Annotated in this window: 16 protein-coding genes and 1 other RNA gene; 12 read left to right on the top strand and 5 right to left on the bottom strand. The window is 45.3% G+C overall.

Annotation, left to right across the window (positions count from 1 at the left end; all coding sequences use genetic code 11):
- Positions 1–40: 40 nt before the first annotated feature.
- The gene (locus MHO32_RS03320; protein WP_239210643.1) at positions 41–3091 is read left to right on the top strand and encodes a cadherin repeat domain-containing protein; all 3051 of its coding nucleotides are present in this window, start codon (positions 41–43) and stop codon (positions 3089–3091) included.
- 57 nt (positions 3092–3148) lie between these two features.
- On the opposite strand, the gene tesB is transcribed toward MHO32_RS03320, so the two are convergent.
- Positions 3149–4009 carry an acyl-CoA thioesterase II gene (gene tesB, locus MHO32_RS03315; RefSeq protein WP_005446627.1) on the bottom strand — a complete coding sequence of 287 codons (861 nt, stop codon included), beginning with the start codon at positions 4007–4009 and terminating at the stop codon, positions 3149–3151.
- A gap of 167 nt (positions 4010–4176) precedes the next feature.
- Between tesB and MHO32_RS03310 the strand changes: the two genes are divergently transcribed.
- A complete protein-coding gene (locus tag MHO32_RS03310; protein WP_038899106.1) occupies positions 4177–4611 on the top strand; it encodes a YbaY family lipoprotein in 435 nt (144 codons plus the stop codon).
- 34 nt (positions 4612–4645) lie between these two features.
- Here the strand turns inward: MHO32_RS03310 and MHO32_RS03305 are convergent, their stop codons facing one another.
- Positions 4646–4948 carry a DNA base-flipping protein gene (locus tag MHO32_RS03305; protein ID WP_005446629.1) on the bottom strand — a complete coding sequence of 101 codons (303 nt, stop codon included), beginning with the start codon at positions 4946–4948 and terminating at the stop codon, positions 4646–4648.
- A gap of 273 nt (positions 4949–5221) precedes the next feature.
- Here MHO32_RS03305 and MHO32_RS03300 point away from each other — a divergent pair, with 273 nt between their 5' ends.
- The 5 genes from MHO32_RS03300 (at position 5222) to MHO32_RS03280 (ending at position 12817) form a co-directional block, all read left to right on the top strand.
- Positions 5222–5965: a hypothetical protein gene (locus MHO32_RS03300; RefSeq protein ID WP_005446632.1), complete on the top strand. Its 744-nt coding sequence runs from the start codon at positions 5222–5224 to the stop codon at positions 5963–5965.
- Positions 5966–6139: 174 nt separating this feature from the next.
- A complete protein-coding gene (locus MHO32_RS03295) occupies positions 6140–8137 on the top strand; it encodes a GGDEF domain-containing protein (protein WP_009698326.1) in 1998 nt (665 codons plus the stop codon).
- Positions 8138–8280: 143 nt separating this feature from the next.
- Positions 8281–8377, top strand: an RNA gene (gene ffs / locus MHO32_RS03290) — signal recognition particle sRNA small type.
- Between the two features lie 768 nt (positions 8378–9145).
- Positions 9146–11899, top strand: a complete 2754-nt coding sequence (locus MHO32_RS03285; RefSeq protein WP_074050248.1) for a cation-translocating P-type ATPase — start codon at positions 9146–9148, stop codon at positions 11897–11899.
- 183 nt (positions 11900–12082) lie between these two features.
- On the top strand, positions 12083–12817 hold the full coding sequence (locus MHO32_RS03280; RefSeq protein ID WP_005446638.1) for an RNA methyltransferase: 735 nt from the start codon (positions 12083–12085) through the stop codon (positions 12815–12817).
- A 90-nt stretch (positions 12818–12907) separates the two neighbouring features.
- On the opposite strand, the gene fdxA is transcribed toward MHO32_RS03280, so the two are convergent.
- Positions 12908–13231 (bottom strand): ferredoxin FdxA, encoded by a 324-nt coding sequence (fdxA, locus tag MHO32_RS03275; RefSeq protein WP_005431654.1) that lies wholly within the window; start codon positions 13229–13231, stop codon positions 12908–12910.
- Positions 13232–13463: 232 nt separating this feature from the next.
- On the opposite strand from fdxA, the gene MHO32_RS03270 reads away from it, so the two are divergent.
- The 5 genes from MHO32_RS03270 (at position 13464) to udp (ending at position 20832) form a co-directional block, all read left to right on the top strand.
- Positions 13464–15083 (top strand): NAD(P)/FAD-dependent oxidoreductase, encoded by a 1620-nt coding sequence (locus MHO32_RS03270; RefSeq protein WP_009698323.1) that lies wholly within the window; start codon positions 13464–13466, stop codon positions 15081–15083.
- Between the two features lie 344 nt (positions 15084–15427).
- Positions 15428–15847 (top strand): CBS domain-containing protein, encoded by a 420-nt coding sequence (locus tag MHO32_RS03265; protein WP_005446643.1) that lies wholly within the window; start codon positions 15428–15430, stop codon positions 15845–15847.
- A gap of 63 nt (positions 15848–15910) precedes the next feature.
- Positions 15911–17362, top strand: coding sequence for an MATE family efflux transporter (locus MHO32_RS03260; RefSeq protein WP_005446645.1), 1452 nt, complete (start codon positions 15911–15913; stop codon positions 17360–17362).
- 99 nt (positions 17363–17461) lie between these two features.
- Complete coding sequence (locus MHO32_RS03255) at positions 17462–19768, top strand: zinc/cadmium/mercury/lead-transporting ATPase (RefSeq protein WP_239210642.1); 2307 nt, start codon at positions 17462–17464, stop codon at positions 19766–19768.
- 305 nt (positions 19769–20073) lie between these two features.
- The gene (udp, locus tag MHO32_RS03250; protein WP_005437517.1) at positions 20074–20832 is read left to right on the top strand and encodes a uridine phosphorylase; all 759 of its coding nucleotides are present in this window, start codon (positions 20074–20076) and stop codon (positions 20830–20832) included.
- A gap of 163 nt (positions 20833–20995) precedes the next feature.
- On the opposite strand, the gene MHO32_RS03245 is transcribed toward udp, so the two are convergent.
- Both MHO32_RS03245 and MHO32_RS03240 read right to left on the bottom strand, forming a co-directional pair.
- Positions 20996–22156, bottom strand: coding sequence for a DUF1887 family protein (locus tag MHO32_RS03245; protein ID WP_005437515.1), 1161 nt, complete (start codon positions 22154–22156; stop codon positions 20996–20998).
- Between the two features lie 165 nt (positions 22157–22321).
- Positions 22322–24313 carry a methyl-accepting chemotaxis protein gene (locus MHO32_RS03240; protein ID WP_005446660.1) on the bottom strand — a complete coding sequence of 664 codons (1992 nt, stop codon included), beginning with the start codon at positions 24311–24313 and terminating at the stop codon, positions 22322–22324.
- Positions 24314–24377: the final 64 nt, after the last annotated feature.

Below are 24377 nucleotides of genomic sequence, written 5' to 3'. Positions count from 1 at the left end.
TATCGCGCCACATTCCTGATGTAAGAAATTATTACAAAAAATGAAAAAATATTATTTTCTCTTGTTTTTCGCTGCTGTTATTGCAGGTTGCGGTGGTGGGGGCGGTGATTCCAAACCCGATAATTCAAACTCTTCAACTCAAACGACCAAGCAAAGCCGTGCTCAGTTAAAGGTAGAAGACACAACGCTTGCCTTTGATGGCGTTGGTCACGTTCTTAATACAACGATGAGCAATGTGCAGGGCACGATCACATACCAAATTCTTTCTTCAACACCTTCTAATGTGGTCCAAATTGATGAATCTGGGCAATTGCAAATTCTGCGCCCTGGCATCGCGAAGGTAAAAGCGACGGATAACAGCTCGATTTATGAGTCTTCTGAGGCAGAGTTCACTGTGACAGTGAGCAAAGGCACTAACCCCGATTTAGTGGTCAACGAACTCAATTTGAACGCATTGAATAAAGACGGTGAGTTATTGGTTGTTCGTGGTCAACGAGGCCAAATAAGCTTTGAAGTGGTTGATGGTGATGAGCACTTGGTTCGCGTAAACCAAAATGGTCGCGTGTATGCTATTGGAGCGCAAGGTCAGGCGCGAATCCGTATTCACGATACGGGAGATGATTATTACCAAGCGCGCGATATTTATGCCAATGTCCATGTTTTCCAAGTTGGTGCTGAACAATTACAGTTTGCGCCTCTAAGCCCTGTTTATAGGGACGGTTTAACGCTAGAACCAGTTCGACTGGATGACGTCGAAACTGAGAGTCTTACGTTTAAGCTTGCTGACAGTAACGTCCAATCCGATGTTGTTGAAATTCTTGATAAGAACACCGGTTTACTGTTGATTCATAACGCAGGGCAGGTCGAAATAGAGGCGACGGCAACATACAGCCAAGGTTTTGTTCAGCAGCAACAAACAGCCCGTTTTGTGGTGAACGTTGCCAAAGGTAAGCGTCAGCCGCTCAACTCTATCAATATCGCTGCAAACTACAGTGCTAACCAATCGCTGTATCCTCTCGTTAGCAATGCAAAGGGCGACTACTATTTTGATGTGGCTGAAGGGCAAGATGTTGTTCGTGTATCCCCAAATGGAGACGCTCTGATCATACAAGGTGTCGGTCAAGCAAAAATCGACATTATTGAGCGAGAAATACGCAATTTTCCTAATGCGCAAACTCAAATCACGGTTGATATTGCTCCAGCACCGCACCCAGACATGGAAGATGTTGCAATTGCTCTCACTTATCAAGATGAGTTAACAGTTCCACTGCAGTTTGCTGGTCAGAAAGGCAAACTCAGTTTAGTTGATTCTATTCCTGAAGGGCTGCAAATTGCTGCCGGTAAAATCTATGTAAATAGAGCAGGCAGCTATACGCTGCGCTTTGAAGATGATGGTGGTGAGTATTATCAATCGACTCAGTTTGATGTCGTTCTTAATGTCGCCAAGGCTCAAGGCTCAGCAATGCCTGTGAAAGACTATGAGGTTGTATACAGCACAAATCATCAGTTCCAGTTATTACGTGATTTTGAGTTGCTCGCTTCTGGCGATGGAATTGAAGTTCTCGATAATACCCAGCCGAGTGTTGCTGATGCCATCGCGAATGGTCTGGTTCACGTGTATAAAGCGGGTGTGACAACCTTAACGTTACGTCGTAAAGAGAGTCAGAACTATACCGCGGGACCAGAGCAAACGGTAACCTTCACCATATTGAGTGCACCGAGTCGAATCCAGATTAGCTCTGATGTCGAAGTTAATTGGAACGCGCTTAAACCATCGGTAGCCAAACCGACAATTTCAGGAGTGGTTGGTCAGGTCAGCTATGCGTTTGCTGAAGGTTCAGAAACCGATGTGGTTTCATTAGACCCTAACTCAGGTGAAATGCGTATTCTGAATGCTGGCAACACAAGAATTGTCGTGTCTGATGTGGGCAATGAGCAATACTCCGCTGGACAAGCAAGCTTTAGTGTTACCGTTAAACCGATTGAGAGCCGTGCGACTATTGCCTATCCACAAGCGACATATGGCTCTGGTGACAAGTTACAACCTAATTTAAACGGTGATGGTGTCAAAGCTGAATATCGCTTGATCAACCAATCAGCGCCGTCTGTAAAAATGGCTTCAAACAATGGCGAGTTAACGATACTGCACGCTGGAGATTACATGGTTGAAGCCACGCTGACAGGACGTAACTACCTAACTAAAAAGGTCAGCTATCAGGGGAAAATAGGCAAAGCCGATCACCCTGGTTTATCTGTACTTCGCCAAGACGTAGAGTTTGAACCCTTCAAAGAAGTGGTGCTAGATTTTGGTCGAGCAATTGGCGAGCGCAGTTACGTACTACACAACACCAGACGCGAAAATATAGCGTCACTAGATCCTTCACGCGGTGTTATCACCTTAAAAGGTTATGATTCTAGTAGCGCTGTGCAAATTAATATTGCTGAGAAAGAAACCCGCGATTACAAAGAGATGAGTGACACTCCGGTAACAGTAGCACTCAACCTCTCTGCTTCTGGTGTGGCGGATAAGTACACACATTTAACAGGTGGTCAAACGGTCGTTGGTAGTGAATTGAATGCACAACAATTCGCTAATTTAAAAGAAAGTGAATTTGGTATTATGGGAGCGAGCTTATTACGAGAGCCTACAGATACTGAATTGGTTGAGAATGGTGAAGGTAAAGTTGCCCTGTTGCTGATGAGGCCAACAGATAATGATGACCCAATGGCAGTGCGAGCTGTGTGGATGCATATTGCTCGTTTTGATGGCTGTCGTGCTGCATTATTGGATCCTAATGATCCTCGCCCATTTTTAGCGATCGACTATTCAGCGGAAGGTTATTGTAAAACCGGTGCAACCTTTCGTATGACTCGTTATTTGGTTATTGATGACAGCAAGCTTGAAAAAGGAACCAAATACGAGATAGTCAGCCCATTGATTCAGTACCGACGTGGACATCGCGAGTTTCTGGCCACTAAGAAAGGGGGGCAATACGCGGAACCAGGTGTGATTTATGGTGAAGGTGAGTACGGTCTTCCTGACAGCTTGTACGAGTGGTCTGTTGTTACTTTTGAATATCAAAAAAACTAACTGACATAAAAAGGAGTGCATAAGCACTCCTTTTTTAGTCCCAATTTGTGAGAAGAGCTATTTGGTAAAGCGCATCACACCTTCTTGAACTGCCGTTGCAACAAGATGACCTTGTTGGTTGTAGATTTCCCCACGAACTAGACCGCGAGTGTTACTGGCGGTTGGACTTTCAATAACATACAGCAACCACTCATCCATCTTAAACGGGCGGTGGAACCAGATAGAGTGATCGATGGTTGCCACTTGGAAGTTCGGAGTCATCAATGACACTTCGTGTGGATGAAGTGCCGTTGTTAGGAAGCCCCAATCCGACGCGTAAGCTAGGAGATATTGGTGAATCAGTTGGTTCTCTGGCATTTCTCCATTGGCGCGAATCCATAGGTACTGTTTCGCTTCAGTTTTCTTAGGTTTCAATGGGTTTACGATGTTGACTGGGCGAGTCTCGATAGGTTTTTCGCCACAGAATGTTTTGCGTAAACGCTCGGGTAAGAACTCTGCAATATGGCTGGCAAGCTCAGTTTCCGAAGGAAAATTCTCCGGTCCAGGAATATCTGGCATGGTGTTTTGATGATCAAAACCAGGAGCATCGCCATGATAAGACGCCGTTAGATAGAAAATAGGACGACCATTTTGAATCGCTTTGACTCGACGAGTACTAAAGCTGCGCCCGTCACGTAGGTTCTCTACGTCATAGATGATTGGTTTCTCTGGATCGCCAGGATAGAGGAAATAACTGTGAAACGAGTGCACTGTGCGTGCGTCCTCTACAGTGTAACGTGCAGCAGATAATGCCTGTCCAATAACCTGGCCACCGTAAACTTGAGGTAAACCTAGGTTCTCGCTTTGACCACGGAACAAGCCTTCTTCTAGTTTTTCGAGTTGTAGTAGGCTGAGCAATTCTCTTAGTGGTTTACTCATGATGTCTCCTCACCTTGTTTTTATTGCTGCTTCAATTATGAAACAAAATCAACTGTTTGATAATTTCTAACTTAGTCAAACTATTGTCAAATAGATAAGCGTACAGCAGACAGTTTAATAATCTCCCTCTATACTTAGCGCGAATTGATACACCCGTTGAGGAAACTATGAAAAAAACACTACTACTTGTTACTTCTTTACTATTCGGTGCTGCACTAGTGGGTTGCCAAACTTCTCAAACAACAGAAATGGAATCAGCTGAGGCGTCTATGAAGACAATTACAGGTACAGTGGCTTACCGTGAGCGTATTGCACTGCCTCCGCACGCAGTCGTTACGGTTGCGCTAGAAGATGTTTCTCTTGCGGATGCCCCAGCTAAAGTACTAGCGAAACAAACATTCGAGACAGAGGGTAAACAAGTACCTTTGGCATTTGAACTGAGCTACAACAGCAACGATATCAAACCAAACCACCGTTACAGCCTACGTGCTCGTATCGAAGTGGATGGTAAATTGCGCTTTATCAATGACACAAGCATTCCTGTCATTACAGATACAGAACAAACGCACCAAGCAAACATTCGTCTTGTTGGTACTCGTTAATCGTTAGCCCAACTGATTGTTAAAATGGCAGCCATTAAGGCTGCCATTTGTATTTTCTGAGCGAGACTTTTCCAATCTCAGACACTTCAATTCCCTCAGCTTCAAGCTTTTGCTTTTGTCTTTCCAGATCGCGACCTTTCAACGAAATCTTCCCCTGACTATTTATGACACGAAACCATGGCAGTTTACTGCCTTCGGGTAGATTACCTAACGCTTTACCAACATGCCTTGCATAGCCCGGATAGCCAGCCATTTTGGCAATTTCACCATAAGTAGAAACACGTCCGGTGGGAATTTGGTGAATTACAGCAAAGATTTGCATTAAAAATTGGTCCATACTGAAAGTGTCCATTGTTGTTTACCAAGGAATGGTAATACACAAGACTTGTACTTCGCTATCAGTTCTTGCTCCTTAACATCATTTGTCGCTCATCTCTCTTCACCGCCTTTTATTGTTTCTTTTGTGAGCTGCAAGTGATCTCTCAGAGTAAGTTGGAAATACAAAAACAAGCTTATGCTTAGTTTACATATAGACCCGCTCAACGACTTTTAATGCCCAGTTTGACATGCCGTTGAGTTACCAAGTTGGTTGGGGAAGCCAGGAGGCGCTATGATTTTTTCGACACTTCAATTTCTTATTACGACTCTTCTTGCCGTGGTGTGTGCTCGTGCCATCAGTTTGAGCGAAGGAGAGATCCCCGTTCTCGCCTTAATGATTCCCGCACTGTGGATATTGCCACAAGGAGGAATTGCCGGTTTGATTCTGCTCGGTGCCATGACCGTTTATGGTGTCACTCTGTCGATGCAGCCGATTGCATTGTCAGTGGGCGTTTTGATCCTATTCCCACTATTAATGGTCGTGTTCTCACGTCGTAGTTCACTAGGCGTATTGCTTACCGCTGGTCTGATTGTATTGACCTTACAAGTAGGCATTATGGTGACACAACAAGCCGGGAAGCTTGATGGCTCTGCGTGGTTGACAGTGGTGCAAACCTTATCAGTGATAGTCATGTGGTGGGCAGCAAATCATTGGAAACCTTCAGAAAAACACAGTTGGTGGTCATTGCTGTTGTTGCTGCCACTGTGGTTAGCTGATTTGCCTTATGCTGTGCTTGTCGCACTAAGTATTACGGGAATTCTGGCTTCTATGGAGGCGTTAACTAAGATTCGAAATTCGATGCGTTGGGGTAAGTTGCTCTGCTGGACTTTGCCGACCGTAGGGTTCGCTGCATTAGTCGTTAGCCCAAACATTGAAGTACCAAACCCTGTCTTTGTTGTTTGGATTTGTTTGCTCGGAACGGCTTGGATGACGGACTACATCTTACGTAGTAGCGATGAGCAGGCAGAGTTATGAAATAGTTGTAGTCGCTCTGGGTAAATAGTGACCCGTGCGGCAGACTCTTGATTTGTTTATGAAATAATAGGCCGAATGTTATATGTTCGGCCTTTCATATTTATTGTGCATTTAATAATAAAAATTCAATCCTACCTTCAATATGTATGAAGGGTCCTTTTAGAAACGTTTGTCATGGTTAAAGTAGTTCAAAGGCTGTTGGTTTTTGCTTGCTTTCTATTGAGTTTGAGCCTCAAAGCAGAACCGGAACAAGCCCCTAATTATAAGGTAGCGACAGAGGCGGATGATGTCGTTACTCGCGTGTTATTTGACGCAGTAGCAGAACATTTTGGTGTTTCGATCCAGTACGTGAATTACTCGAGTTTCGACGCTATTTTGGATTCTGTTGCGAACGGTGAGAGCGACTTTGCTGCGAATATCACCTACACCTCAGAACGTGCACTGAAGTTCAGTTATTCACGTCCAACTAACATTGAATATACTTATCTGTATGGTTTGAATGACGCGACCTTAGGTGAAGCGAGTGTTGTTGGGGTACCAAAAGACACCATCTATGCAGAGCTTATTCAACAAAACTACCCTGAGTTGCTTCAAGTTCCTTATCAAGGGCATGAAGAAGCGGTGGCACTGCTGCGTTCTGGTCAAGTTGATGGGGTAGTAGATGCTATCAATCAACTCAAACCTATGTTGCTAGAAGGCTTTGATGCCAAACTTCTTAATGACCAAATCTCCATCAAGCCTGTTTCTATTGTTAGCCAGAAAGGATCACATCTTGATGAGTTGTCGACGTTTGCCAATTTTATTCACGATGAATCGGTACAAAAGCATTTACGCGAACAAGTTGCGCTATATCAGTTTGAACTTCGACAGACAGCATTGCGTGAATCTATCAAACGACTGCCAATCGATTTAGAGCAGCCTCTTACTATCAAGTTTGAATCTATCTTTCCTTACGTGGTTTATAAAGAGGACGGCTCTATCGAAGGGATGACAGCAGACGTCGTAATGAAAAGCTGTAAAATTTTGGCTTTAAATTGTGTGGTTATCAGCAAGCCTGATGAAAGTTGGGAGTCCATGTACGCCCAATTTATCCAAGGTGAATTCGATTTATTAGCGCCACTGACCATCAGTCGAGAACGACGTGCTTTCAGTTACTTCCCTCAGCCTCATTACCAACCAACGTCGGTTATGGTGAAACGCTTGGGCTACAAGCCCAACGTATATTCCCATGTGTCTCAGCTTATTTCTGAACGTATTGGTGTGGTAAAAGATGACTTTTTTGATCAAATGCTTACCCAAATGTTGCCATTAAAGGAACTAAAGCGATTTGATTCTCAGCAAGCAACATTAGATGCCTTGTTAGCCAGAGAGATTGATTACATTGCGATGGACACCGCTATGCTGAATCATTTCTTACGTTTGAGTGAGTTAATTCCAATCGAACAAGACGATGCGATTGGTGAGTTTTACGAATCGGAATTGTCGATAGGGTTAACAACCAATCAGCGTGGTGAAATTCTCGCCCCATACTTTAGTCGAGCAATCTCCATGCTAGATTTGGAGAAAATTGTTGCTCAGTATGACTTAAGACCAGATTGGCGAACCGCCTTAGAATATGAAGTTCGTTTGGCGACGCAGACTCAAGCTGTGTTTGTTTTTGTGCTGGTGTTTGCGGTTGGTGTCAGCTTGTACCTATACCGTCAATCAAACACTGACAACTTGACTGGATTGAGAAATCGACGCTCGTTACAACTTAAGTACCGACAGGGTGTACCAAAGGATCTTGCGGTCTTGTATCTCGATATTAACCACTTCAAGCAAATCAACGATACGTTTGGACATCGAGCAGGGGATAAAGTGTTGCAATTGCTGTCGCTCAAAATACATCGTGTGTGGGCGGGTAGAAGTTATCGTATTGGTGGTGATGAGTTTATTTTGCTTGGCTATCCTACTGAGGTTCAGTTAAGTCGAGCGGTTGAAGAACTGAGTTCACTGGATGTCAAAGACGAACAATCTGATGGTTTGAATGTGGTAACCATTTCTGTGGGTGTTTCCGCCAAGCGAGAGCGAAGCGTTAGTCTTGAGCAAGCGCTGCATTTAGCAGATGAAGATATGTACTCGAGCAAACAAGCTTCCCGGAATTGTAATGAAGCAAACCCTTGTATGGTTTAGCTTTAATAGACTGAATTGACCGAGTTTTGTCCAAACGGAAGTGAAAAGGACAAATTCGTCGCTTTAGCCCTTGCAATCCGAGAGGCGATGCTGAATAATCCTCACATCATTTGAGACAAGCTCTCAAAGCAAGAATTATGGGGCTCTGGTCCTCTCGCAACAATAGCTCGTGAACTCGGTCAGGTCCGGAAGGAAGCAGCCGCAGCGTGTGACTTGTGTGCCGGGATGTGGCTGGGGTCCCACCCTTTAAAAGCCTCGCTTATACAGCGAGGCTTTTTCGTTTTTATCTTCTGCACTTTAGATCCAATTTTCGATTTAGAACCACTAGATCTTCAAATTGTTGCCTCGCCTTCAAACCAAGTCATTCTCGCTGAACCAAGCATCTCGAGGTTACTTGGGTATACATGGACGAGCTTCATTCTATGGTAAGGAATCTAAAGTCGCACTTTTCCCCGCGTTATTCATTTTTCCCAGAATATGCTCAGAAAATAAATATTCATTACCGATGAATGCAAGGCTTTATATTCTTACAGTGCTCGCATCATTATTTTCTGTTAGCAATTCTTTTATCTTCTCGTTCCTGTTTATTCGAATGGTTTGTCTGCTTGTTAGATTTGTTAGCAATCTTTAAGAAAATTAATCTGTAGAAAAATTACACTTTTCGGGAAATATGAAGTGTATTTTCCGTCTATTCGGGGTCTTATTCATGATCTTTTACACTTGTTTTATTTTTTGTATGACAAAATAAAATTGAGATTGATTGGGGTCAAAGATTCGTCCGCATTCGCCTTTTTCGGGGCTGAAAGTTAATTACAAGTATTCATTGGTTCGGGTAGGTTATTTTTACTCGCTGACATAACACTGAATAGATTCTTGATAAATATTCAAAATGAAAATAAACGGTGCAAAGGTGACGAGCGAGGTGATTTAACTCAATTCTATTCAGCGAATGCTTTTTATCAGTTTGAAATTGTACTGATGTCGCTTGAATGCTTTTTGGAGACCCCCATGACTAAAAAGTGGTTTACTGAGTCGGTTGAAGAAACACTGACTCAATTTAATGTATCAACTGAGCAAGGTCTGACTTCGGAAGAAGTAGAACAGCGTCAGGCTGAACACGGCAAAAATGAGCTACAAGAGCAAGAAGGCAAATCTGCGCTTGAGCTATTTCTACACCAATTTAAGAACCCATTGATCTTCATTCTGGGTATTGGTGCGATTGTTTCCTTCTTCACTGGTCACCTAGTTGATGCGATTGCCATCACTGTGATCATCTTCATCAATGCCATCATTGCATTTTGGCAAGAGTTTAAAGCTCAGAAGGGCATGGAAGCACTGCGAGAAATGGCAGCCCCAACCGCACAAGTTCGTCGCAATGGAGAATGGGTTGATGTCTTGGCGCGTGACATTGTGCCAGGCGATATCCTAAAGATTAATACGGGTGACATCCTCGCAGCGGACGTGCGTATCATCGAAGCGAACCGTCTCGCAGTAGATGAGGCTGCGCTTACTGGTGAGTCTGAGCCGGTTGATAAAATCGTCAAGGTGATTGAAGACGAAACCGTTGGTCTTGGTGATCAGCGTAATATGGGCTTTATGACCACGATTGTGACGACAGGTACAGGCTTAGGTGTAGTAGTCAGCACAGGCATGAAGACGGAAGTCGGTCATATTGCGGATATGATGGCAAACACCGAAGAAACCAAAACACCAATGCAAGAACGTATGGATACCATCGCGAAGACCTTGATGGTTGCGGCTTTGGGTGTGGTTGCTGTGGTTTGTGGTATCGGTCTTTACCATGGTATGCCTTGGCTCGAAATCCTCAACACGGGTATTTCTCTATCGGTAGCAGCAATTCCAGAAGGTCTACCAACGGTTATTTCAATTGTGTTGACCATGGGCTCAACACGTATGGTGAAGAACAACGCATTGGCGAAGCAGCTTTCTGCGATTGAAACGCTCGGTTCAACCACGGTTATCTGTTCGGATAAAACCGGTACGCTGACACAAAACCAAATGCAGGTAATGAAAGCGTACGATGCAAGTGGTCGTTACTGGGAAGTGTCGGGCAAAGGCTTTAGCCCTGAGGGGGAATTCAAACCTCTAGGTCATACGGTTGATGCAAAGCAAAGCCCAGAAATGATGAAAGGCTTGGTAGTTGCGACCCTGTGTAATGATGCGGAATACATCAAAGATGGTGATAATTCGTCAGTGCGTGGTAACCCAACCGAGGGTGCACTGATTGTTGCCGCGGCAAAAGCGGGTCTGGAACAATCAGACATGCTATCAACAGGCGGTTACTCTATCGTCGAGAAGTTCCCATTCGACTCTGCACGTAAGATGGCGTCAGTGATTGTTAAAGGACCTGATGGTAAGCACTTCCTCGCTATCAAAGGTGCGCCAGATGTGGTGTTGCGTAATGCCTCTGGTTTTATGGTTGATGGTGGTGAGCTACCAACAGCTCCAACCATGTCGACAGGTAGCCTTGCGTTAGCGGCAAGTCCAGCAGAAGAGGTCATCGCGAATTATGAAGCGGCAATTCAGGACTTCGCAGAGCAAGCGCTTCGTACTTTGGCGGTGGGTTACAAAGAGCTGACAGAGGATGACCTAAAGCGTGATCCTGCTGAGCTAGAGAAAGATGTGACCGTGCTTGGTTTGTATGGAATCATGGACCCACCGCGTCCAGAGGTTCGAGATGCAGTAGAGAGTTGTTACAACGCTGGCGTTCGCACGGTAATGATCACGGGTGACCATGCACTCACTGCAGCGGCAATTGCACGCGAAATCGGCATTATCCGCAGTGAAAAAGACTTGGTTATAACGGGAGCACAACTGGATGAAATGGACGATGAGGCATTGCGTAAGATTTGCCCGGAAGTGGCAGTCTTTGCCCGCGTGACGCCAGAACACAAGCTGCGTATTGTTCAAGCTCAGCAACACAATAATGAAGTGGCAGCGATGACGGGTGATGGCGTTAATGACGCACCTGCCCTTCGTCGAGCTGACATTGGTGTTGCGATGGGTATTACCGGTACTTCGGTGGCCAAAGATTCAGGTGATTTGATCCTTCTGGATGACAACTTCAGTACGATCGTGAAAGCCGTGCGCCAAGGACGTCAGATCTTCGATAACTTGCGTAAGTTCATTCGCCAAGCACTGACAGCGAACGTGGGTGAAGTGTCGGTTATCTTATTTGCTTTCTTGATGATGGGACCTGAGGCGATTCTACCACTCACGCCATTGATGATTCTTTGGATTAACCTAGTCTCTGACGGCTTGCCTGCTTTGGCGTTGGGTGTTGAGCCAGAAGAGAAAGACTTGATGGAACGTAAGCCGCGCAAGCGTAACGAAAGTTTCTTCAGCGACCATCTCGGTACACGTATTGTGACGCGTGGTTTAGCATTAGGCGGAATGAGTTATTTGGCGTTCAACTGGGCATTGAGCAGCGGTCAAAGCGCTCAATATGCACAGACAATGGCTTTCGCAATGCTGATTTTTGCTCAGCTATGGCACTTGTTTGACTCGCGTACGTTTAACTCGCTATACCGTAAGAATCCTTTCACCAATAAATACCTATTGGGGGCTGTCGCGGTCTCGGCAACGCTGTCCCTTGGCGTGATTTACACCGGTCTTGGTCAGTTGATCTTTAACACAGAGGCACTAAGTGCTGGTCACCTATTTGGTGTGATATTAGTGTCTTCACTGCCGACGTTCATTTTGTCTGGTATCAAAGAGATGACGAAAACCAAAGTCGTTTAAGAATGGTGATGTCGATTCTTGCAGCATAGGGAAGCGACAGAGACCTAAAGCCCGCCGAGAGTGATAGCTTGGCGGGCTTTTCTTTTCTCTCAAGCAAGGCATCTCTTTAGCTGTGCGAAGGTTTACTCTATAATCCCCCCGTTTTCATCTGGTACTTCACCAACTTTCATCTGGGATATTTTCATGATTTCAAAAAACCAACTAAAACTGCTGCGTGCTTTAGGTCAAAAGAAGCAGCGTAAAGCGCACGGCTTATTTCTGGTTCAAGGTGAAAAGAACGTACTGGAGTTAGCGAACAGCTCGCTCACGGTAAAGCAGATTTTTGCGACTGCTGAGTTTCTAGAGCAGCACAGCCAAGAACTAAACGGTTTCGAATGTATTGAAGCGTCACTTGATGACTTAACCAAGGCAAGTACCCTGGTCAGCAATAACGCAGCCATTGCTGTGGTTGAAATTCCAAACGTAACAGTGCCTCAGGCAAAAGGCTTGATGATCGCATTGGATGGCGTATCTGATCCGGGGAACCTAGGTACGATCATTCGCGTAGCAGACTGGTATGGTATCGAGCACATCATCGCGAGCACAGATTGTGCCGACCCATACAACCCAAAAACCATCAGCGCAACCATGGGTAGCTTTGGTCGTGTGCAAGTTAGCCTAGTGGATTTACCAAGCTACTTAGAAGAGGCAAACTTGCCTGTGTATGGTGCTTTTCTTGAAGGCGAGAGCGTGCACAAAACGGAATTCTCAGCAGACGGTATTTTGTTGATGGGCAGCGAATCTCATGGTGTGCGTGAAGCGGCGTCTAAATTTGTGACTGACAAGATTACTATTCCAGCATTTGGTGGTGCAGAGTCTCTAAACGTAGCAATGGCGACAGGTATTATTCTGGACAACATGCGTCGTCAACACAGCTAATCGCAGCAACGAATCATAGATACAAAAAAAGCGTAACGAGCCAGACTTTTTCAAGTTGAGGTTCATTACGCTTTTTTCGTTTTAATGCGCTTATTTTTCTAGCATGTCCAATTTATTTGGCACGCCGTTCCACTTTTCTGCTTCATCCATTGCTGGCTTCACTTCAGTTTGTACCGGCCAGATTTCTGCAAGTTCTGCGTTGAGCTCTTTGTAGATCACTTGATCTTCTGGTAGCTCGTCTTCTTGGAAGATGGCGGCTGCGGCACATTCATCCACGCACAAGCCACAATCGATGCATTCAATCGGGTTGATTACCATAAAGTTTGGACCTTCGTGGAAGGCATCAGCAGGGCATACCGCGACACAGTCAGTGTATTTACATTGGATACAGTTATCGGTTACGACAAACGCCATGATAATCAGCTCTTAAGTTAGTCAAAATTGAAGAATGGGGATAATACTCATCCCAAGGCAAAATTCAACATTCGCTACGTTAATTCCGCCGCGCAACTTGGATTTAGTATGACAGACAATTCAATTTCTCGTAAAATGCGCGCCATTGTGAGCTGACTGCTTTTTCACCCTTGATATTAACGAGGAGAAAATAGCAGTTCTGGCTAAGACACCTACCATAACGAGACATCACATGATTCGTATTAATGAAATTAAACTTCCTCTTGATCACGAGGAAGGCGCGCTATTGGACGCGATTACTAAAAAGCTTGGCATTGCTGCTGAGAAAGTTATCTCTTTTAATGTCTTTAGACGCGGCTACGATGCTCGTAAGAAAACCAATATTCATCTTATCTACACGCTAGACATCATCGTTGAAGGTGATGAAGAAGCGTTGCTAGCGAAATTTGAAAAAGACCCACATGTTCGCCAAACACCTGACATGGAATACAAGTTCGTGGCGAAAGCACCTGAGAACCTAACTGAGCGCCCAGTGGTGATCGGTTTCGGTCCTTGTGGTCTTTTTGCGGGTTTGGTTTTGGCTCAAATGGGCTTTAACCCAATCATCGTTGAGCGTGGTAAAGAAGTACGTGAGCGCACTAAAGACACGTTTGGCTTCTGGCGCAAGCGTACACTTAACCCAGAATCGAACGTACAGTTTGGTGAGGGCGGTGCAGGTACTTTCTCTGATGGTAAACTTTACAGCCAAGTGAAAGATCCAAATTTCTACGGTCGCAAAGTGATCACTGAGTTTGTTGAAGCTGGAGCCCCAGAAGAAATTCTATACGTAAGTAAGCCGCACATCGGTACCTTTAAACTGGTTACCATGATCGAGAAGATGCGCGCGAAAATCATCGAGCTAGGTGGTGAGATCCGCTTTAGCACTCGTGTTGACGATCTGCATATGGAAGATGGTCAAATCACAGGCGTAACGCTATCAAACGGTGAAGAGATCAAATCTCGTCACGTAGTACTAGCGGTAGGTCATAGTGCTCGTGATACTTTTGAAATGCTGCACGACCGTGGCGTTTACATGGAAGCGAAACCATTCTCTGTTGGTTTCCGTATCGAGCATAAACAGTCAATGATCGATGAAGCGCGTTTTGGTCCAAACGCAGGTCACCCAATTCTTGGTGCTGCAGACTACAAACTGGTTCACCACTGTAAGAATGGTCGTACGGTTTACAGCTTCTGTATGTGCCCTGGTGGTACGGTAGTTGCGGCAACTTCTGAAGAAGGTCGTGTAGTAACGAACGGCATGAGCCAGTACTCTCGTGCGGAGCGTAACGCGAACAGCGCAATCGTCGTCGGTATCTCACCAGAGGTAGATTACCCAGGCGATCCACTAGCAGGTATCCGTTTCCAACGTGAACTGGAATCGGGCGCTTACACACTTGGTGGTGAGAACTACGACGCACCAGCGCAGAAAATTGGTGACTTCCTGAAAGGTCGCGATCCAAGCGCACTGGGTGATGTTGAGCCATCGTTCACTCCGGGCATCAAATTGACTGACCTGTCAAAAGCGCTACCTGAGTTTGCTATTGAAGCGATTCGTGAAGCGATTCCAGCATTCGATCGTAAGATCAAAGGTTTTGCATCAGAAGATGGTTTGCTTACAGGTGTTGAAACACGTACGTCTTCTCCAGTTTGCATCAAGCGTGGCAAAGACTTCCAGAGCATTAACTTAAAAGGTTTCTTCCCTGCGGGTGAAGGTGCCGGTTATGCTGGTGGTATTCTTTCTGCGGGTATTGATGGCATCAAAGTGGCGGAAGCCGTAGCGCGTGACATCGTAGCTTCACTGGAAAATGCATAATTTAGTCGCGTGATATAACGTCGAAAGCCAGCCCGATCATAGGCTGGCTTTTTTGTCTTTGCTGCATAGCTAGTTATTTCTCATTTAAATTTCTGAACGACTGGTTACTTATCCAACCTCTTCTCATGCTTTATATTCTCATGGTTATTCATCGAGCTGAGGGCGGTGTTGATGGTATATAAATATGCAACTGAGCATCTATTGTTTTGTCTTATGTATTGATTCGATTAGAGATCGATAGACTAAATCTATGGATAAAATTGCTAATTTCCATTTAGTAAAATCAAGAAATTAGACGACACTTATCTTAAAGGCAGCAAAAATGTGCCGCTAAGGAGATAAGAATGCACTCACTAAAAGTTAAAGATTACATGACGTTACAGGCAGTGACTTTCACCAAGAACATGTCGTTGACGGCGGCTTTGGACAAGGTGATGCAAAGTGTTACTCTAGGTGGGCCTGTTATCGACGAAAACGAGAAAGTCATTGGATTCCTTTCTGAACAAGACCTTTTGGACAAACTCGTTAAAGCCAGTTATCACTGTCAGGACACGCACACAGTAGAAGAGTGTATGCATGATGATGTTTTGTCTGTATCGCCGGATATGTCGATCATTGAGTTGGCCGACATGATGAAAATAGGCAAGCCAAAAATGTACCCTGTGGTAGATGATAAAGAGAAACTCGTCGGTGTGATTACAAGACGCGATGTGCTGAGAGCGATAGGAAAAACGCTGAACGAATGTTTCAAACACCCCGTTTAATTACAAAACAATAAGTATGAAGACGAAAGACGCTACGGCGTCTTTTTGTCGTTGAGGAAGAATATGTCTACGCAAGACGCAAAGTTTGTCCAAGGTTCAACCATGCGCCACATTCTGGTGATGTCCGGAGCGGGTTCCGTGGGTTTAATGGCGCTGTTTGTCGTCGATTTGCTTGATATGTTGTTCATCAGTATGTTGGGGCAGGTCGAGTTGGCTGCGGCGGTTGGTTTCGCGGGAACATTAATTTTCTTCTCAACTTCAGCATCGATAGGTACCTCGATAGCGATGGGCGCTTTAGTTTCCAAAGCGATCGGTGCAAAGGATTTCGAACGAGCGAAGTTGACCAGTGGTAGCATCATGCTGGTGGCTTTTATGATCAGCTTGGTCATTACCATTGGTATGTTCATCCACATTCCCGAATTACTCGCAGCCATTGGTGCGGAAGGAGTTGCAGCGGAGCGTGCTGAAGCGTATCTCAACATTCTTCTACCAAGTGCGCCAATTTTGGCATTAGGTATGTCAGCCGGTGCAGGTTTGCGTGCTGCTGGTGATGCTAAACGCTCGATGTGGGCCACGTTGGCTGGTGGTATCGTTAACGCGATTCTTGATCCTCTCTTTATCTTTGTCTTCAAATGGAACGTGGAAGGTGCGGCGGCGGCCTCGGTGATTGCTCGTTTTACGGTATTGGCATTCTCCCTTTATCCGCTGGTGAAAGTGCATCAGTTGGTGTCCTTTCCAACATTCGATATCTTCAAAAATAACCTTAAGCCGATTTTGGCGATTGCCATTCCAGCAATCATCACTAATACCGCAACGCCAATTGGCAACGCGATTGTAACGACACATATTGCTCAATTCGGTGAGGACTTTGTCGCAGGCTTTGCGGTGATAGGGCGTTTAACACCAGTGTGTTTTGCTGTGATTTTTGCATTGTCTGGTGCGGTTGGTCCTATCATTGGGCAGAACTTTGGCGCGGAGCGAATGGACCGCGTGAAGCGAACACTGACAGACTCTTTGTTGGTTACCACTATTTACACTCTGGGTGTTTGTGCCTTGCTTTATGTTTTGCAAGATTACATCGTCGCTATGTTTAGTTTGACGGGGGATGCCGCGATTATTGTTGTCGCGTTCTGCACTTACGTTGCTATCACATTTGTATTCAATGGCACTTTATTTGTTGCGAATACCTCGTTTAACAACCTTGGTAAACCGCTTTATTCAACGGCATTGAATTTGGGTAAAGCGACAATTGGTACATTACCATTTGTGTACTTTGGGGCTCAATGGTATGGCGCACTTGGTGTGTTATATGGACAAGCGGTGGGTACGATTGTATTTGGCTTACTTGCACTGGTAGTACTGAACAAGCACATCAAAGATCTGATGCAGAACTTTGGGGAAGACATTATTGAAGACGACCCTGCGATTACTTGTGTTAACACTCAGCCTTTCTGTTCGCATGACGCGGTATTGATCGACGAAGTCGCAACGGCTTTGGAAGAAGAAAAAGCGTAATTTTGCTTAATTCATTATATTGTTCTTGACCTTGGAGCTAGCTCCAAGGTTTATCCTTGGTGGCAGAAAGAGGCTCATCACCAATAAGGAAAGTGAATTATGTGTACAAAACATCAAGGTTGCCAATCTGGCAAAATCAAATCTGCGGTGGCGGTAGGTGCAAACGACTCTTGCTGCGCACCGGCAAAACCAACTCTCAATATCACGCAAGCGAGCGTGGTCGACTCAGAAGGCTCTTGCTGCAGTAGCGGCGGTTGTAGCTCAGAGTCTGCCGAAGACGAAGGTCCTGCCGAACCCCTCGAATCCTCCATTCGTCATAGCTGGTTAGTGTCTGGTATGGACTGTCCTTCTTGTGCCCAAAAGTTAGAGAAGGCGATTACCTCTGTAGAAGGGGTTACCAACGCTAAAGTACTATTCGCAACCGAAAAATTGGTCGTCGATTTTGATAACCGTGCCGTCGCGGCTGTAATTGAGCAGGTCTCTCAACAAACTGGTTTTCCATTAACTTCTACCGATGCACCAAAGCCAAAAGCAGAAAAGAAAGGTTGGTTAGGCATTGTTAAAGACAATGTACAAATCCTATCGATCGCAGGTGCAATGGCGTTTGCTGGCATCATTTCTGATTTCAACCCAACGTTAAGTACTTGGTTGTTTACCTTAACCTGTTTGCTTGGTTTGTATCCGGTTGCAATGAAAGCGGTAAAATTGGCTCGTAGTGGCACTCCGTTTGCGATTGAAACATTAATGAGTGTCGCAGCATTAGGTGCACTTTACCTTGGCGAAACTGCTGAAGCAGCGATGGTGCTATTGCTTTTCCTTATTGGTGAAAAGTTAGAAGCATACGCATCATCTCGTGCTCGCAGTGGTGTTCAGGCATTGATGGACTTAGTGCCTGAAAATACGACACTAATTGTGGACGGCGAACGTCAAGAAGTGCCAGCGTCACAGCTTCAGCCAGGTGACATTATTGAAGTCGCTCCTGGTGGTCGTATGCCTGCTGACGGTCTACTTATGACCCAAGCAGCAAGCTTTGATGAGAGCGCACTAACCGGTGAATCCGTTCCAGTTGAACATGCTGAAGGTGGAAAAATCATGGCGGGTGCCGTGGTTGTCGACAAAGTCGTGCAAGTGAAAGTGACGTCTCGCCAAGGTGAAAACGCGATCGACCGTATTCTGCATTTGATTGAAGAAGCAGAGTCACGCAAAGCACCGCTTGAACGCTTCCTAGATAAATTCAGTCGTTGGTACACACCGCTGATGATGCTTGTCTCTCTATTAGTCATCATCACACCGCCATTGCTGTTTGCACAACCTTGGGAGACATGGGTATACCGCGGTTTAGCATTGTTATTGATCGCATGTCCATGTGCTTTGGTTATCTCTACTCCTGCAGCGATTACCTCAGGTTTAGCCGCGGCAGCAAAACGAGGTGCCTTGATCAAAGGCGGTGCAGCGTTGGAACTGTTGGGACGTGTTGAATCTGTCGCGTTCGACAAAACAGGTACTTTGACACAAGGTAAACCGCAAGTGACTGACGTGGTTCCATTCGATGTAACAGAAGAGCAGCTATTAAGCTTAACGGCGTCGATTGAGATTGGCTCAAGTCACCCACTAGCGTTATCGCTGGTAAGTAAAGCGCAAGAGCAAGGCATCAATATTCCTGAAGCGGCAGATAAAACTGCGCAGGTTGGTTCTGGTGTGACAGGTGTGGTTGAAGGGAAGTTGGTTCAAGTCATCGCACCATCGAAAGCAGACTTCCCAATCTCGCAACAGGTTGAGCAACAAGTGGTTGAGTTAGAAGGGCAGGGTAAAACGGTCGTTATTGCTCGTCATGATCATGAAGTCATTGGTTTGATCGCATGGCAAGACACGCTTCGCCAAGACGCCCAGCAAGCGGTTGCTGCACTGAAGAAACTTGGTATTTCATCAGTCATGTTAACCGGTGATAACCCACGTAGTGCAGAAGCTATTGCTAACCAGATTGGTCTTGATTACAAAGCCAGTCTGTTACCAGCGGATAAAGTGCACTATGTGGAAGAGATATCAGCGCAACACACTGTCGCGATGGTCGGAGATGGTATTAACGATGCACCGGCGATGAAAGCATCCAGCATCGGTATCGCCATGGGTGGTGGTACGGATGTTGCGCTAGAAACCGCAGATGCGGCCCTGACTCACAACCGCTTGGTTGAATTGCCTGCGATGATTGAGCTATCACGTGCGACGCTCAATAATATTCGTCAGAACGTAGCGTTGGCTTTAGGCTTGAAAGGCGTGTTCTTGGTGACAAGCTTACTCGGTATTACTGGGTTATGGGTTGCGGTATTAGCCGATAGCGGGGCTACTGCCTTGGTGACTTTGAACGCTTTAAGACTATTACGCTTTGAAACTAAGCAAGTAAAATAATCATAAACGTGTATTAAGAATTAACCTGAGGCGGAGACGTCTCAGGCTTTTTTATATCTGTTAATCGAGATGGTCTTAGTGATGGTTTCGTTTGGTGAATCACTGATTACTATGCAATGAAATGATCTTTTGGTCTGTAAAGTGTGATCCAAACCGTTTTTATTTGAAAGTGTAGATTTATTACATTGTTTCATTGTGATTGTGATCACTCAATGTTGGTAAAAGGTTCGCTACAGTGCATCTGTACCCAACAACTTATTAATGAGCTTATTGTTTACAAAATAAGCCACAACAAGGAGCGACTTATGTCTCAAGCTGTATTCCATTTAGGTGTTACTGAAGCTGATCTTAATGGTGCTACTCTAGCAATCATTCCAGGCGATCCAGCACGCGTACAAAAAATCGCAGAAGAAATGGAAAACCCAGTATTTCTAGCAAGTCACCGTGAATACACGCTATACCGTGCAGAGCTAGACGGTAAACCTGTTGTGGTTTGTTCTACAGGTATCGGTGGTCCATCTACTTCTATTGCAGTAGAAGAGCTAGCGCAACTTGGTGTTCGTACTTTCCTACGTGTTGGTACTACTGGCGCAATCCAACCACACGTAAACGTAGGTGACATGATCGTTACGACAGGTTCTGTTCGTCTAGATGGCGCGAGCCTACACTTTGCTCCAATGGAGTTCCCAGCAGTAGCAGATTTCGAAATCGCAACAGCAATGAAAGCAGCAGTTGAAGAGTCTGGTGCAACAGTTCATATGGGTGTGACTGCTTCAAGTGACACTTTCTACCCAGGTCAAGAGCGTTACGATACTTTCTCTGGTCGTGTTGTTAAGCGTTTCCAAGGTTCTATGCAAGAGTGGCAAGACATGGGCGTTCTGAACTTCGAAATGGAGTCAGCAACATTGCTAACCATGTGTGCAAGCTCTGGCCTGAAAGCAGGTTGTGTGGCGGGTGTAATCATCAACCGTACACAAAAAGAGATTCCAGATCATTCAACTCTGAAAGAAACGGAAGCTCGCTCAATTAAAGTTGTAGTAGAAGCCGCTCGTAAGATGCTTTAAGTACAACATTAGTTGGCATTTAAACAAACGGGAAAAACCAGAGGTTCGCCTCTGGTTTTTTCTATCTGTTCGTTTTGTTTGGGTGCAACAACTTTAAACCTGACGCAATAAAAAAAAGCAGCCGAGAGGGCTGCTTTTCTATTTTTTGATTGGAGGTTAAAAACTAGATTTCGTCAGAACCGCCAGCGGCTTCAAACCATGCAGAAAGGTGAGTTTTGAGATCTTTGAGTTCATCAGGACCGATCAGTGCCAAACCTAAATCTTCTGCACGAGTGATGTCATTATGGCGCAGTGGGCGGAAGCTCACCAACATCGCTCTTGCTTGTAGACCGCCAAGAAGATCACGCAGCGATTCAAGTTTGTAGAGCGTGTCATCGCCATCGTCACGCATGCCTTTGGTTTTACATTCGATGATGTGAAGCTTGTTGTTCACCACCGTTGCCACGTCAAGCTCATTACGAACTTCACTTTCACCGAGTTTGCGATAAACCTGCACGTTCAACGAACGGTCTTGAATGGTCGGCATGGTGTCTTGAATTTGTTTAACGGTGCTGTGAACCAGAGTTTCTAACCACTCACCATTTGAGAAGCGGCGTGCATCTTCGTCAGCAAACGTCAGTACGCCGTTTTCGTAAGTGGCGATTTGCGCTTCGACCAAGTCGGTCAACAACATGTTCAGTTCACGGTAGCCTTGTTGTTTCTCAGAAAGCTCAACATCTAGCTTTTGCTCTTTACGACACGTTGTTGCAAGGTAGTTTAGTGTAGCAAGACCAGGACCAAGCTCTAACGCGTTAGACGCCCAGCGCTCGCCAAGTTCATACAGCTTTTGGTCAAGTTGAGGAGGAAGGTCTACGTGGTGGAATTCACCGCGCGCACCGAAAATTGTAAGGTAGTCAGAAATCGTAATGTGGTCTTCTACTTGCGTGTCTTCTTTGCCATCTGGGTAAAGCCAGCATAATTTGTCACTGTTTGGCTCTACAACGAAGATTGGCCAGCGATAAGTACGGAAGACTTCGTACACGGAAAGCAGACGGTGACGAAGGCCACAGCTTGCATTGAGTTTAACTTCTTCGCCTCGGTCGTGGAGGTCTTTTGCCAATTTGTGGACAGATTGTTTGATCAGAGAAGTGTTTACTGCAGAAGGAATTTCAAAGAATTCGGAAGTAATTTCTCGCTGCTCTAATACTGCGCTCAGTCGCTCGTACATATCGGATTGGCTTTTGTCGCCGATGAAGACGATATGTGTACTTACAGTGCGATTATCCAAAAGAGGAGTGACTAATCTCACTGGATCTTGGTCGATAATACCAACATGAACAGCCATAGGTTTTCCTTCTTATTTGGCTTGCTCGAAAAGAGAAAAGAAAAGGGATGAGCAAGCCATAATAACCATATGTAGACAAGGCTCATAAAAAACAAGGGTGACTTTAATAAAAAGTCACCCTTATACAGTTGGTTGCAATAAATCCGCTACTTGTCGCGTTCGATTTTATAGCTTAAATCGATGAACCAGTTCATTTTGCTGATGCGCAAGTTGCGTCATTGATTCGCTGGTTTGCGCAATGCTAGACATCGCGTGATAGCTTTGGTCTGCAATGCTATTGATGTCTTCAATGCTGCGTGCAATATCGGCAGAAGTCTCGCTCTGCTCAGCTGCCGCCTGAGATATATGCGTGCTCATTTGGCTGATTTCGATGATCAGTGCTTGGATTTCTTCCATTGAACTGTTTGCTTTTGATGCTTGTTCCACCGACATTTCCATATCACTCATACAACTTTGAATCACCTGACTCGCGGTTTGTGAACTGGTTTGTAGGTTACTGATCATTGACTCAATCTCAGTTGTCGATTGTGTCGTCTTGGAAGCTAACACTCGAACTTCATCGGCAACAACTGCAAAACCACGACCTTGCTCGCCAGCACGTGCTGCCTCAATGGCGGCATTCAGTGCGAGTAGGTTGGTTTGTTCAGCAATGTTACGAATTACATCCAGAATAGAGCCAATTTGCCCACTCATTTTCTGCAATTCAGAAACCGCAGACACTGATTCGTTTAAACGTGTCTCAAGTTGGTTGATGGTCGAGATATTGCTGTTCATCACGTTGCGTCCTTGGTCAGACGCTGTCTCAACACGTTGTACCATCTCTAGCGAGCCTTGTGCACTCTGCGCGACTTCTTGTACTGAGTGAGACATCTCAGTCATTGCTGTCGCCACATTAGCGGTTTGCTCACGTTGAGAATTCAATTGTGTTTGTGCTTGTGAAGAAGTTTGCTCGTTGGTTGATGCGGTTGTTGCTAAGTTGTCTGATGCATCGTTTAGTTTCACAAGGATGTTGTGCAGGCTATCCGCGAGCGTATTGATGTGACCGCTCACACGGCTGAATTCGTTGTTGTAACGGTTGTCGATACGTTGCGTCATATCGCCTTCTGTAAGGCCTTCCAACGCTTTTAAGATGCGAGTTAGTGGTTCACGAACACTTTGCGCGATGTGGTAGCCGATCGCTGTTGCAAAGAGAACCACAATAACAGCAATGACAATCGCTTTAGTCACGCCCGCTGAGTAGATGTCCCCAGCGTCAGCGAGAGACTCGTTCAGCTTGTCGGTTGCGGTTGTGGTGAATTGTTCAAGAATTGCCATGCTAGAGTCTACTTTTGTCGCTAGGTTAGCAATGTTATTGTACAACGCAGATCGAGCCGATAAGTAACTGTTGTGTTGATCCAATACTCCGCCACGCATACCTACGTCGCGAGTAAACTGCTCAACGGATTCGCCGAAGGCTTTTTGCAGCTCAGGCAGTTGTGTCACAAGTCCACGGAACGCGTAGTTTAGGTGCGTGACTGCTTTACGGTTTTTTGCTACCGCTTGAGTTACGAATTCTGGGTTGGTACTTGCCAGCGCATCCGAGGTAATAACTTCAGCATCTTTTAATTTAATGAAGTAGCTTTTTGCCATCACTTTCACTGAGATGCTGGATTGATCTGCAACGTATTCTTTAAGACCAACAGAAAGCTCTGTGTTGAGCTTTTGGAAACGACGCGATGATTTTTGCACTTCTTCTTGTGCTGAGAACATTGCCTCATAGTTGTCCATGGCTTCTTTTGCTTCGGTAAAGTAGCTCTGCTCAAGTTCTTTAAGTTGAGAAAATGGTTCGGCAAGAGAAGGGTAGATTTGACTCGCGATTTCAAGTTGACTCAATGTCCCTTCAAAGCGCTGTTGAGATTTAGCAAATTCCTGACGCATTTCATCCATGCGTTGTTTATTCTCTGTGGTCAGGAAATCCTTAAAAGATTTATCTGCGGAAAGCAGTTCCACACTGGTCTGGTTAGATAGTGAAACAAGTGGTAGTGAAGACTTGGATACTGTCTCAAACTTACCGTGAATATCATTCATGCCCCCCATCATAATGGCAATCGTGACCGCAAACAGGACGATGATTAGCGCGAAGCCTGCATACATCCGTTTAATAACTGAACCTCGCATAAGTGAGCTTCCTCTCCCAAAAATAGACAAGATAAATAAGAAATGTCTTAAAAAAGTAACAAAA

Origin of the sequence: Vibrio sp. MMH1-50 (assembly GCF_022347645.1) — a bacterium.
Lineage (GTDB): Bacteria > Pseudomonadota > Gammaproteobacteria > Enterobacterales > Vibrionaceae > Vibrio > Vibrio harveyi.
The sequence above is the reverse complement of the archived record's forward strand: the minus strand, read 5'-3'. Positions and strand labels throughout refer to the sequence as shown.